The 12,238-nt window shown below is 44.1% G+C and carries 13 protein-coding genes; 3 read left to right on the plus strand and 10 right to left on the minus strand.

All coding sequences use genetic code 11. The features are described 5' to 3' along the window. Positions 1-147: 147 nt before the first annotated feature. The 9 genes from tatC to DN062_RS16105 form a co-directional block, all read right to left on the minus strand. A complete protein-coding gene (gene tatC, locus DN062_RS16065; RefSeq protein WP_112160319.1) occupies positions 148-897 on the minus strand; it encodes a twin-arginine translocase subunit TatC in 750 nt (249 codons plus the stop codon). Further along, on the minus strand, positions 894-1,244 hold the full coding sequence (tatB, locus tag DN062_RS16070) for a Sec-independent protein translocase protein TatB (protein WP_112160320.1): 351 nt from the start codon (positions 1,242-1,244) through the stop codon (positions 894-896). Before tatB ends, tatC begins: the two co-directional genes overlap by 4 nt. Before the next feature lie 16 nt (positions 1,245-1,260). Then, positions 1,261-1,527 (minus strand): twin-arginine translocase TatA/TatE family subunit, encoded by a 267-nt coding sequence (gene tatA / locus DN062_RS16075; protein ID WP_112160321.1) that lies wholly within the window; start codon positions 1,525-1,527, stop codon positions 1,261-1,263. 51 nt (positions 1,528-1,578) lie between these two features. Beyond that, entirely contained in the window at positions 1,579-1,911 is a 333-nt protein-coding gene (locus DN062_RS16080) for a phosphoribosyl-ATP diphosphatase (protein WP_112160322.1), read from the minus strand. A 4-nt stretch (positions 1,912-1,915) separates the two neighbouring features. Then, the gene (gene hisI / locus DN062_RS16085) at positions 1,916-2,308 is read right to left on the minus strand and encodes a phosphoribosyl-AMP cyclohydrolase (RefSeq protein WP_112160323.1); all 393 of its coding nucleotides are present in this window, start codon (positions 2,306-2,308) and stop codon (positions 1,916-1,918) included. Between the two features lie 58 nt (positions 2,309-2,366). Beyond that, positions 2,367-3,992, minus strand: coding sequence for a ubiquinone biosynthesis regulatory protein kinase UbiB (gene ubiB / locus DN062_RS16090; RefSeq protein WP_112160324.1), 1,626 nt, complete (start codon positions 3,990-3,992; stop codon positions 2,367-2,369). Positions 3,993-4,030: 38 nt separating this feature from the next. Next, the gene (locus tag DN062_RS16095) at positions 4,031-5,560 is read right to left on the minus strand and encodes a GGDEF domain-containing protein (RefSeq protein ID WP_112160325.1); all 1,530 of its coding nucleotides are present in this window, start codon (positions 5,558-5,560) and stop codon (positions 4,031-4,033) included. 125 nt (positions 5,561-5,685) lie between these two features. Continuing rightward, positions 5,686-6,315, minus strand: coding sequence for a thiol:disulfide interchange protein DsbA/DsbL (locus DN062_RS16100; protein ID WP_112160326.1), 630 nt, complete (start codon positions 6,313-6,315; stop codon positions 5,686-5,688). A 152-nt stretch (positions 6,316-6,467) separates the two neighbouring features. Then, a complete protein-coding gene (locus tag DN062_RS16105) occupies positions 6,468-7,073 on the minus strand; it encodes a c-type cytochrome (RefSeq protein WP_112160327.1) in 606 nt (201 codons plus the stop codon). Between the two features lie 202 nt (positions 7,074-7,275). Between DN062_RS16105 and yihA the strand changes: the two genes are divergently transcribed. After that, positions 7,276-7,926: a ribosome biogenesis GTP-binding protein YihA/YsxC gene (yihA, locus tag DN062_RS16110; protein ID WP_112160328.1), complete on the plus strand. Its 651-nt coding sequence runs from the start codon at positions 7,276-7,278 to the stop codon at positions 7,924-7,926. A gap of 174 nt (positions 7,927-8,100) precedes the next feature. Here the strand turns inward: yihA and polA are convergent, their stop codons facing one another. Continuing rightward, on the minus strand, positions 8,101-10,857 hold the full coding sequence (gene polA, locus DN062_RS16115; RefSeq protein ID WP_112160329.1) for a DNA polymerase I: 2,757 nt from the start codon (positions 10,855-10,857) through the stop codon (positions 8,101-8,103). Between polA and DN062_RS16120 the strand changes: the two genes are divergently transcribed. Together DN062_RS16120 and DN062_RS16125 are read left to right on the plus strand one after the other, a co-directional pair. Next, positions 10,856-11,224, plus strand: coding sequence for a DUF2782 domain-containing protein (locus DN062_RS16120; protein ID WP_239995816.1), 369 nt, complete (start codon positions 10,856-10,858; stop codon positions 11,222-11,224). The genes polA and DN062_RS16120 overlap by 2 nt on opposite strands. 10 nt (positions 11,225-11,234) lie before the next feature. Then, on the plus strand, positions 11,235-12,209 hold the full coding sequence (locus DN062_RS16125; protein WP_112160330.1) for a homoserine kinase: 975 nt from the start codon (positions 11,235-11,237) through the stop codon (positions 12,207-12,209). The last annotated feature ends 29 nt before the right edge of the window (positions 12,210-12,238 follow it).

Raw genomic sequence — 12,238 nt, forward strand, 5'->3', positions numbered from 1 at the left:
AGTGACTCTGCCCCGGAAGGCCTTGTCTCTCAAGCAAGGCGCGAATATTAAATAGGTTTAGGACCTAGGTCAACTCTTTTTTAAGAAATATTAAAAAAGATGATCTAAAACGCCTTTTGTTAGTCACAGACACTACGGACGAGCGTTTTAAAGACTTTCATCGTCAACGACGGGCTTGAACAACAATCTAGACATAAACAAGCCTAGTTCAAAGAGAAGCCACATAGGTATCGCCAAGAGGCTTTGCGAAATGATGTCAGGCGGTGTCAGCAGCATTCCAAAAATGAAACACACTACAATTACATAAGCTCTCTTACTGGCAAGATTGTCAGCAGATACAGCACCAGAACGTATAAGCAAGAGAGTTGCTATAGGTATCTCAAACGTAATTCCAAATGCAAAAAACAACTTCAAAACAAAATTAAGATAACTACTAATGTCCGTCATGATTTCAACATTATCAGGACCGACACTTGTGAAAAATCCAAAAATTATTGGAAATACAACAAAGTATGCAAAAGCAATCCCCGCATAGAACAAGACAATGCTTGACAACAATAAAGGAATCGCTAATTTCTTCTCATTGTTATAAAGACCAGGTGCAATAAACGACCACGCCTGATGCAATATATAAGGCATCGCTAACCCCAACGAAACCACCATTGTCAATTTAAATGGCGCGAAGAAAGGCGAGGTAACATCAGTGGCAATCATACTCGTACCCTCCGGCAGCAACGCTGTTAAGGGTGCTGACACAAAAAGGTATAGGTCATTGGCGAAATAAAATAACGCCAAGAAAATCAATAGAACCGCGAGAACTGAACGCATGAGGCGCTGCCTCAACTCCACTAAATGCGAAATGAGCGGCTGTTCTTGATCTTTATCTTCGGTACTCATGGCTTATTACTTTCGTTGTCTTGAAGATTAGACGCTACATCTGGCTTATCCACAGCCTTAGCAGCCTCCTCTACTGTTTTACTTACATCTTGAGATGCAGCATTGAAGGGCTGACGCATTTCTTTAAGCTCTTTTTCGAGCTGCTCTTTGCTAATCGCTGTTGTTCGCCTCAGCTCTTCAACTCTTAACTCTTCACTTATTTCACTCTGAATAGCGCTCACAGAGCGCTTAATCCGACCAAGCCAGAGCCCACAGGTGCGCACAGCCGTTGGCAGCTTTTCAGGGCCAAGCACCAAAAGTGCGACAATACTCACAATTAATATTTCGGCAAAACCGATATCAAACATTGTTTAGGCTACTTTTTTACTTAGATGAAGAGTCAGTTGTTTTATCTTTTTTATCATCAGTCGACGCTTGTTCAGAAAACTGAGCATCTTCATTGGTGATTTTCTTCTTATCAGCCGACTCAGTGGTTTCTTTTGTTTCTTCATCATTCATCGCTTTTTTGAATCCTTTTACAGCGCTGCCAATATCGCCACCTAGACCACGCAGTTTTTTCGTTCCAAATAGCAGAATAACAATGCCTAAAACAATGACGAGTTGCCAAATACTAATTCCACCAAAGCCCATATTTACTCTCCAACACCTAATCTGACAGGTTTTCAATTAAAGTTACGAGGTTTATTTTTTGATGCGCGATGCTTTTTCTTCAAGACCAGATACATCAAAACGTCTAGCAAGCTCTGCCAACACAGACCTATGATCCTCACCGAGATGAGACAACATTACCAAAGAATGAAACCAAAGGTCAGCGGTTTCACAAATTAATGCTTGATTATTTTTTGTGATTTCCGCGTCTTTTGCAGCCAAAACCGTTTCGAATGCCTCTTCACCCACTTTTTCTAAAATCTTGTTCAAGCCTTTTGCATGCAAAGAGGCTACATATGAGCTCTCAGCTCCCGCTTGCTTTCGCTCTTCTAAAACCACGCTCAGCTGATCTAAAATATCACTCATTCTTTTATCTCTTATACATATCTTCAGGTGACTTAAGCACACCTTCGACGGTGACCCATTCATTTGCCTCATTTAAGCGACGATAGAAACAACTATTCCGGCCCGTATGACAGGCAACATTCCCCAACTGTTTCACATGCAATAAGACAACATCCCCATCACAGTCTAACTCGATTGCTTTGAGCTCTTGCACGTTACCCGACTCTTCGCCTTTTCGCCATAATTGATTGCGTGATCGCGACCAGTAGACAGCTCGGCCTTCTTCTATCGTTAAGCGTAAGGACTCTCGATTCATCCAAGCAAACATGAGCACGCGCCCCGTCTCGCTGTCTTGAGCAATCGCCGGAAGCAACCCCTGAGAATCCCATTTTATCGTATCCAACCATTCATCAGACATACTATTCACACTTAAGTTTACGCGACTCGCTCGGAGCATAGTTAAAACACAATAAGTATCAGGCCTTCCAAATACTCAACCAACCAAGACTCAATAACACCCACCCCTCGACAGGAATCGATTCGTAGCTAAGGTTAGGACTTATCGTAACCAGTGCTAAGGTGAAAAATGTTACACCGAGCAGCATATAACGACGAGATGATTGGGTCTTCAATTCTGCATCTTGTCGCATTTTGGTCTCAATTTGCACCAAGTCATCTTTATTACGCTTTGCGCTTTGCAGAACATCGAAGAGCAACTGTGGAACCTGAGGAAATTTCTCTAACCATTCTGGTGCCTGCTCCTTGACCGCATCAAACACAGCTTTAGGACCCATACGCTCTTTCATCCAGTTCTCTAAGAAAGGTTTTGCCGTCTTCCATAAGTCTAAGTCTGGATACAGCTGCCGCCCTAACCCTTCTATGTTGAGTAACGTCTTTTGCAACAACACTAACTGAGGCTGAACCTCCATATTGAAGCGTCTCGCCGTTTGGAAAAGTCCTAATAGAACTAGGCCAAAGGATATTTCTTTCAGAGGCTTTTCGAATATAGGCTCGCAAACGCTGCGAATGGCCGTTTCAAAAGCGTGGACGTTTGTATTGCCAGGCACCCAACCTGAGTCGATATGCAACTGGGCCACTTGACGATAATCTCTTCGAAAAAAGGCCAATATATTACGCGCCAAATAACTTTGATCCTCCTCACTGAGCGAGCCTATGATACCAAAATCAATCGCGATATATTGTGGATCTTCAGGGTTATCCATAGAGACAAAAATGTTTCCTGGATGCATATCCGCATGAAAAAAGCTATCGCGAAAAACCTGCGTAAAGAAAATCTCAACGCCTCTCTCAGCTAACTTTTCCATATTCGTATTCTGTGCACGCAACTGATCCATATTTGCAACTGGAATACCATAAATTCGCTCCATGACAAGCACGTTACGACGCGTATAATCCCAGTAAATTTCAGGCACATATAGAATTGAAGAACCATCAAAATTTCGACGCAACTGCGAGCCATTCGCAGCTTCTTTTCTGAGGTCTAACTCATCAAAGATCGTTTGTTCATACTCCTCAACCACCTCAAGCGGTCTGAGCCGCCGTCCCTCTTTCCACAACTTACAGACCAACCACGCAAGGGTGTAAAGAAGAGAGATATCCTGTTGGATCACTTTACCAATCCCAGGCCTAATCACTTTAACAACAACTGCTTTACCATTTTTTAAAGTGGCACTATGAACTTGTGCAACAGATGCCGATGCCATAGGTTCTTGCTCAAAAACAGCAAATAGCTGGGCTACAGGCTGCCCTAATGACTCCTCTATAATAAGTTGCGCTTGTGAGCCTGAAAATGGCGGCACTCTGTCTTGTAAACGCGCCAACTCTAAGGCGACGTCATCCGCCAACAAGTCTCTGCGGGTAGATAACATTTGACCAAATTTGATAAACACGGGCCCTAAGGCCTCTAAAGCAAGTCGCAAGCGCACAGCACTCGAACCTTTCGCAGGAATCAAATAACGCCAAGGGAGCACCCAAAGCAATATTCGCAACGGCAAGGGTAGTTTTTGACTAACAAAAAACGTATCTAAACGATAGCGGGCAATCACCCACCATATTTTCAAACTTCGATAAACAGGGCGCACTCAATAAAGTCCTGTAGCAAAACGAAAGATAAGCAGCACTAATCCACTGCAACTTGATTCCGGCCCAATGATTTCGCTTTATAGAGCATTTCATCGGCTCGGCTAAACACACTATCGGCCACATCACCTTTTTGAACTTCACTTAACCCTAAGGAAGCGGTGACATGAACAGGTTTTCCTTGGAAGTTAAACGGGCTTTTTTCAATCGCTTTACGCAATTTTTCAGCGACTTGACATGCAACATCCTTAGTTGCAGCATGAAAAATAATAATAAACTCTTCGCCACCAAATCGTGATATAAAATCATGTGTGCGCAAATTGCTTCGCAGTGTTTTTGCCACTAGCCTCAACACCTTATCGCCTGCTAAATGGCCATAATCATCATTGATTCTCTTAAAATAATCCAGATCAACAATGCACAGGGTGAAAGTTGTCCCATATCGGTTCCAGCGTTCAAACTCATTGGCAAGATGCTCAGCATAGCCAATGCGATTAGGCAAGCCTGTCAGAGGGTCTGTTCTCGCCTTCAGGCGTTCATCCTCTATTCGAGACTTAACATCTTGCGTCTCCATCTCCATCTGTTTGACTTTTTCTAAAAGACGAGTATAACGATGCTGCAACCGAGACTCACGAGTTTCTTCAGACTCTCGGTAAGTATCCATGGTTTTAATGATGTTTGCCAATTGCAGAGTTACCGATTGCTTTAGGTCATTAATATCCGTCGATTTATGCACTTCTTGCTGGATTAGACTCACATCATCTCTGACTGTTTTATCTAGTGCTTGATGTTCTAAAACGGCATGACTTTCTTCATTACGGCTTTCATACAAGAAGGTCTGAATGTAGCCTAATTGTGAGTTTAAACTAATTAAATAGTCTTCAAAGTCATCTGTAACACTGGGGAACACTCTTCGAATCAATTCAACTAGCGCTTCGATCACCTGAGCGATTTCATAAAACTCATGGGCATTCTTTAACCTGAGAATTAACTCTTCTGATGCAGCTGAGTATTGTTCAGGAACTCTTAGCGCTTGCACAAGCTCAATCAATTGCTGCTTAATTGCACTTGAATCATCCGAAGACGCATGCGAATGACTTTGCGCATTTTCATGAACTATAACTTGCGCCTGCAACTGAATCAGCTGCTTTAATACAGTTCCAAAGGAATACATGTCTTCAGTTGCTATGGACAATTCACGTGATATTTCGACAATTGCAGAACTCTCCGCTTTTTTTACATCCAGCGTTTTGATCTGCTTGAGCCATTCTTGGAGAGACAGTTTAATCTGACGGCTCAAATTAACTTTTTGAGTGTCCAGCTCACGCGAGCATTTTTCTAAATGACGGGAGATATCGCGAAGAGAGCCATAGCTATTTGTTGATAATTGTTTACCTAACAAAGATAGCACTTGATCAAGTTTAGGGTCTTGCCCCTGTAAGGCAATGCTCATGGAAGTGATGATTTGGTTCAGATGCGAAAAATGCTGCTCATGCCGCTTCTCCATTTCTTCCAATTCGCGCGCGGTATCTTTATATTTTTTGCGCCATTCGTCAGTTTCTGATTGCACTTAGCTTACCTCGAGCCAAACTACACGATGAGATAAGCTAACTATAAACTAGAAGTGCCGAAGAGTGGGAGAATTCGCAAGCAGCTAACGAAATTATTCGGCACTTTTATTTGGTAATCACTAGATTACTGAGCATTTTTCTCCTTTTCTATAAGGTAATTAACGACATTTAACATTTGCTGATTACTGCCTGCCGTCTGTCCAGTGATGCGATATTTACCATTCACAACCATTGCAGGTACTCCGGTAATTTCGTATCCACGAACACGAGCTTGTCCCTGCTTCAAACGCATATCCACAGCAAAAGACTCATATAGTTTCTTAAACTCGTCTGGATCTATGCCGTAGTTTTGGTAAAAAGCGGCAAAATCATTTGGATTTCTAAATTGACGTTTTTCAACATGCACAGCATCAAACATAGGCAAATGCGTTTCTGACACCTTGCCACTTAAATCGGCAACATAATACGCTCTTGCAAGGGGTTCCCAATTACGAGAAAAAACAACTGGCAAATGCTGGAAATCCACATCATCGCCTTGTTGCGCTGCCCAAGATTGAAGAACTGGCTCTAAGTTTGCGCAATGTGGGCATGAGTATCCGAAAACAGCCACGACCTCTACCTTCTCAGAATTGCGTGTAGACACTGCAAAAGGCAACTCTATGTAATGCTCCCCCGCACGAAACTGAGACTCTTGAGCAGTGGCCATAACAGACATCAATGCAAAGGTTGCACCTAACAGTAACTTTTTAAACATTCTAATCTCTCTTCCAAGTTAAAACATGATTTGTCAGTTCGACACAGGCGCCTCATAAAAGTTCGTTTATCTCTTAAAGACAAACGCATAACGCTAAAGGCAATAAAAAGGGTAGCCTAAGCTACCCTTCATGAATCTCGAATGAATACTAATTAATACAAACCACGAATGTATTGTGATACAGCACGCATCTCAGATTCAGTCATTTTGACTGCAATATCTCTCATCATGCGATTTGGATCATTTGCACGATCTTCCGACGCAAACTTTTGCAATTGCAATAAAGTATATTCAGGATGTTGACCACTCAACGCAGGGAAACGAGCTGGATTGTTACCCTGTCCGTTTGGCATATGACATGCGATACATGCAGACACGCCTTTGTCAGCGATACCACCCTCATAAATTCTACGACCTTCCTCAACAAGCTCGGCATCTGCCTGGCCAATTGTCGTGCGTTGGTTAGCATAAAAAGCAGCGATATCACGCAAGTCTTGATCTGACAGGTTATTTAATAAACCTGTCATTTCCGGAATCACTCGAGCTCCACTCAACTGATCTTGCATTTGCTTAAGCAGATAACGCGAGTTTTGCCCAGCGAGACTTGGGAATGCACCCATTGGGCTGTTGCCATCAGCACCATGGCAAGCCGCACACACGGCTACTTTAGATGCACCTGCAGTTGCATTACCACCAGCGGCATGCGCAACACCGGTGATTCCAACGCTTATCAGTAAGCTGATCAGTAATTTGTTCATTGACTTGACCCGGACTCTTGCTAGTAAATTATCGTTAAGCTAGCTTTGATTGGATTTATCGCCACTAACCTTATAAATGTTTGCCTACTCTGACTAGAGCTTAACTCAGTTCGCAGGTAAAATTGGTCGTATTATAAACTAATATCCTCACAAACTGGAACGCCTTTGTTCTGTGTGACGATCCTACCATAGTGATAAACGAATGTCCGATGCTCATCAAATACTACATTTTAACAGCGCAACCTTCTGTGTCAGCGCTGATAAACTCAATCAATGCCCTGATGACAGCCTCGCTGAAGTTGCCTTTGCAGGTCGTTCAAACGCCGGAAAGTCCAGTGCAATCAATTCATTAACACAAAATGGGAAATTAGCGCGCACGTCAAAAACCCCTGGAAGAACACAGCTGATCAACTTCTTCAACCTTAACATCCCAGGGTATCGAATCGTCGACCTACCCGGTTATGGTTATGCTAAAGTACCAATCGCCATGAAGACACATTGGCAAAAACACCTCGATGCATATCTTCAACATAGAGAGGCATTAAAAGGTGTTGTGCTGGTGATGGACATACGTCATCCCATGAAAGAGTTTGATGAAATGATGGTGGGTTGGTGCGAAAGGACAGGTATGCCCTTGCATGTTTTGTTAACCAAGTCTGATAAGTTAACGAGAGGGCCTGCTCAGAGCACTCTGCTTAAACTTAAGTCTCAATTACAAAAACGCTTAGGCGATAAGGTCTCATTACAAACATTTTCGGCATTGAAACACCAAGGTGTTGATGAACTCAGAGCAAGACTCACAGAATTACTCTTGTCTGCAGATGATCAAGACCTCTCAAACGATCCGTCTTGACCAGATTTTAAAGAAGCCCTCAGATCCGAAGGGAAAAACAGATCTGAGGGCATGCGTAGACTACGTTAAGGGGCCATCTTTCTCTATTTGGCACTTTTCATTTGATAGAAGGCCCATATTTTAGAACCATCCATTATGACAAAGTTCCATCTATGTGTATGTGACGGTCATCTTTTAGTGAGCCTCTTCCCAATTATCCCCTACTCCGACTTCAACTAATAACGGCACATTGAGTTGAGCCGCACCTTCCATCAGACGTTGAATCTGCGAAGTCAGTTCAGGCACTGCATCCGTCTTCACTTCGAATACCAATTCATCGTGAACCTGCATAATCATTTTCGCATCCAGGCCCGTACTTGCTAACCAGGCATGAACCTCGATCATCGCTCGTTTGATAATATCCGCTGCGGTTCCCTGCATGGGCGCATTAATCGCAGTTCGCTCAGCCGCTTGGCGACGCATTGCGTTTTTGGCATTGATTTCAGGTAAATACAGTCGGCGGCCAAACAAGGTTTCGACATACCCTTTTTCACTCGCTTGAGTACGGGTATTCTGCATATAACGCTGCACACCTGGATACATCGCAAAGTAGTGATCGATGTAACGCTGCGCTTCATTTCGTCCAACGCCCAATTGCTTGGCAAGACCAAACGCCGACATACCATAAATTAATCCGAAGTTAATCGCTTTCGCACTGCGCCTCTGATCCGCTGATACTTGGTCCAGAGGAACAGAAAACACCTCAGCCGCCGTAGCCTTGTGTATGTCCTCTCCCTTAGCAAAAGCACTAAGCAAACCTTCATCATCTGACAAGTGCGCCATAATTCTGAGTTCGATTTGAGAATAATCAGCTGCTAGAATTTTATAGCCCTCAGGGGCTACAAAGGCTTGACGAATCCGCCGCCCTTCCTGCGTTCTCACGGGAATGTTTTGTAAGTTGGGGTCTGAGGAGGATAAACGCCCCGTTGCGGTTACAGCCTGATGATACGAAGTGTGTATCCTTCCTGTGCGTGGATTTATCATCACGGGCAATTTATCCGTATAGGTTGACTTGAGCTTACTCAAGCCTCTATGTTCAATAATCACCTTCGGCAAGGGATAATCTAACGCCAATTCCTGCAACACCTCTTCAGCTGTTGAGGGTGCCCCTTTTGGCGTTTTCTTTGTCACAGGAATACCCTGCTTCTCATAGAGAATGACCTGCAACTGTTTAGGCGAGCCTAAATTGAAGGTTTCCCCCGCCAAAGCATAGGCCTGCTGCTCTAATTCATGCAACCTAATTTCAAGCTCTTGGCTCTGCTTTGCTAAAAGTGTCGCATCCACCTTTGCGCCTTGACGCTCAATCTGGGCAAGGACAGGAATCAAAGGAACCTCTATATCCCGCAACACATCCAGTAAACGAGATTCAGTATTTATTAGCTGCTGCTCTAACGACTGATGCAAACGCAGGGTGATATCGGCATCTTCTGCAGCATAAGGGGTCGCTATGTCCATATCGATTTGATTGAACGTCAACTGATGCTTACCTTTCCCAGCGATATCCTCAAATGAGGTGGTTTTTACGCCTAAATACCGGTCAGCAAGACTGTCCATATCATGACGACCTGCGATGGAGTTAAGGATATAGGATTCAAGCATGGTATCGGATACAACACCACGTAACTCAATACCATAACGCGCCAGGACATTCATATCGTACTTAATATGCTGACCTATTTTTGCCTTTGTAGAATCTTCGAACAAGGGCTTAAGTGCTTCTAAGACCTTAGCACGATCTAACTGCGCAGGCGCACCAACATAATCATGCGCTAAGGGCAAGTAGACTGCCTCACCGGCTTTGACAGCGAAGGATAGGCCGACTAACTCGGCTTCCATATAGTTCAAGCTGGTGGTTTCGGTGTCCAAAGCGAAGACATCCGCACCTTGTAGGCGTAATAGCCAGCTTTCAAACTGCTCCCAGGTCAACAGCGTCTCATATTGAGTTTCTATCGCTGCAGGGAAGGCACTTTGATCAGATGCCACCGAATGCGGGCCCTCACCTTGAGCGGCTGTCTCGAGTTCCGAGATCCAGTTTTTAAATTCAAACTGCTTGAATAGATCTAATAAAGTCGACACATCAGGTGCCGGACATGGAATATCTTCAAGTTTGATATGCAGTGGCACGTCTGTTTTTATCGTGGCCAGTAGGTAAGATAACTCGGCCGCGTCTTTATGCTCCGCGAGCTTGGCAGCCATGGTTTTTGAGCCCCGAAAACCCAAATCGGCTATTTTATCTAGATTTTCATACAATGCATTGATACCACCAACACCTTGCAACAGTGCCAACGCTGTTTTTTCTCCGACGCCTGGAACACCTGGAATGTTATCAACCTTATCGCCCTGCAGTGCCAACAAATCAATAATTAATTCAGGATCCACACCAAACTTTTGTTTAACGCCCTCAACATCCAATACAGTGTCATTCATCGTATTAATTAGGGTGACATACTCATTTACTAACTGAGCCATGTCTTTATCACCCGTCGAGATTAATACTGGACGCTTTTGCCGTGAGGCTTCGCATGCCAAGGTTCCAATGACATCATCGGCTTCGACCCCATCCTCAACCAATACTTCAATGCCCATCGCACGTATAATTTGATAAATAGGCTCCACTTGCAGTCGCAAATCATCAGGCATTGAAGGTCGATTCGCTTTATACTCTGTATAAATATCGTCGCGGAATGTTTTACCCTTGGCATCGAATACAACCGTGATCGGACTGTTCGGGTAGAGTTTTAACAAGCTCCGTAACATCGACGTAACTACCCGCACAGCACCGGTCGGAAAACCATCTCGCGTGCGCAAATCGGCCTGCTGAGATGCAAAAAATGCGCGGTATAAATACGACGAGCCGTCGACTAGAATAATAGGTGGGTGCTGTTCACTCATGGGTAATTCCGCTTTGCTGGTTGCCGTGAATCGTATCAAGGTTCACAATCATATCAAATTACACGCTGAAACTGATGGGAAATACAAAATGGGCAAAAAACTCTTACTCCTTGCCTTATTAAGCTGCTTAACACTCGGGTCTCTCCAAGCCCAAAACAGCTTCGAGGAAGAGGAACAAATCGTCATTCGTAACGATGGCGAAGCGACTTTCTTCGAATATCGCGTAAACGGTGTTTTGAAAGAGATCAAAGTGATACCAGCTGTCGGGCCGACTTACTACCTCGTCCCTAAAGGAGAAGGGGGTGATTTGATTCGTGTTGGAGAATCCACTGTATTAATCCCCAAATGGGTTATTTTCACCTGGTAGGAAATACACAGTGGCTGTTTATACTTCAATTACGACCGAAGAACTTAGCCTTCTTCTCACTGATTTCAATCTTGGCACACTCGCAAGCTATCAAGGCATTGAGGGTGGGATTGAAAACACCAATTACTTTGTGACGCTCAACAAAGGCGATATCACAAATGAATACGTACTCACTATTTTTGAGGAGCTTTCGCTTGAGGAAATGCCCTTCTTTGTCGAACTAGGCCAATGGTTGGCGGCAAAGAATATCGCAGTGCCCTATGCGATCAAAGATCAAAATGGCATTGCACTCAAGCAACTCAAAGGAAAGCCTGCATTACTCCAACCGCGTTTCTTTGGTGCGGATGTACCCGCAGCACAACTGAAAGCAGATCACTGCTTTCAAATTGGAGAAGCCCTAGCCAAATTTCATGAAGCTGGCGCAGATTTCTATTTAACGCGCCAAGCACATCGTGGTGTTTTTTGGTGGCGTCGTGAAAGCGAAGCAATTGCACCCCTTCTGGATGCCGAAGACAGTGCGCTTTTGAAACAAGAAGTCCGCGCCTTTGATCGACTCAGAGAGGCAAATCTGAATCTTCCTATGGGAGTTATTCATGGGGATTTGTTTCATGACAACGCTCTTTTCAAAGACGATGCGCTCGTGGCTATTCTGGATATGTACAATGCCGCAACCGCCTATCAACTCTATGATTTAGCAATTGTCGCAAATGATTGGTGTTGCAATGCAGACAGCACGCTAGACCCTATTCGAGAGAAAGCTTTATTGCAAGGCTACGCCAGCATTCGTGCCTTTACGGATGATGAAGCGGCGGCTTGGCCAGTGCTGACACGAACAGCCGCCATGCGTTTTTGGCTTTCTAGACTGATTCCTTGGTTAGGGATAGCCCAGGCGTCTCGTCAAGGTGGTGCCATGAAACTAAAAGACCCCAATCAATATAAGCAGATTCTACTGTCGAGGATTAAAACCCCGGCCGTGTTGCGATAACTTATCAATTTACTCAATGTTGAAGGCTA

Origin of the sequence: Nitrincola tibetensis (assembly GCF_003284585.1) — a bacterium.
In the GTDB taxonomy this organism is placed as follows: Bacteria; Pseudomonadota; Gammaproteobacteria; order Pseudomonadales; family Balneatricaceae; genus Nitrincola; species Nitrincola tibetensis.

Bases quoted from the DNA above. Each gene is read 5' to 3' on its own strand.
- tatC (WP_112160319.1), bottom strand. From the start codon at position 897: ATGAGTACCGAAGATAAAGATCAAGAACAGCCGCTCATTTCGCATTTA.
- tatB (WP_112160320.1), bottom strand. From the start codon at position 1,244: ATGTTTGATATCGGTTTTGCCGAAATATTAATTGTGAGTATTGTCGCA.
- tatA (WP_112160321.1), bottom strand. From the start codon at position 1,527: ATGGGCTTTGGTGGAATTAGTATTTGGCAACTCGTCATTGTTTTAGGC.
- DN062_RS16080 (WP_112160322.1), bottom strand. From the start codon at position 1,911: ATGAGTGATATTTTAGATCAGCTGAGCGTGGTTTTAGAAGAGCGAAAG.
- hisI (WP_112160323.1), bottom strand. From the start codon at position 2,308: ATGTCTGATGAATGGTTGGATACGATAAAATGGGATTCTCAGGGGTTG.
- DN062_RS16100 (WP_112160326.1), bottom strand. From the start codon at position 6,315: ATGTTTAAAAAGTTACTGTTAGGTGCAACCTTTGCATTGATGTCTGTT.
- DN062_RS16105 (WP_112160327.1), bottom strand. From the start codon at position 7,073: ATGAACAAATTACTGATCAGCTTACTGATAAGCGTTGGAATCACCGGT.
- yihA (WP_112160328.1), top strand. From the start codon at position 7,276: ATGTCCGATGCTCATCAAATACTACATTTTAACAGCGCAACCTTCTGT.
- DN062_RS16120 (WP_239995816.1), top strand. From the start codon at position 10,856: ATGGGTAATTCCGCTTTGCTGGTTGCCGTGAATCGTATCAAGGTTCAC.
- polA (WP_112160329.1), bottom strand. From the start codon at position 10,857: ATGAGTGAACAGCACCCACCTATTATTCTAGTCGACGGCTCGTCGTAT.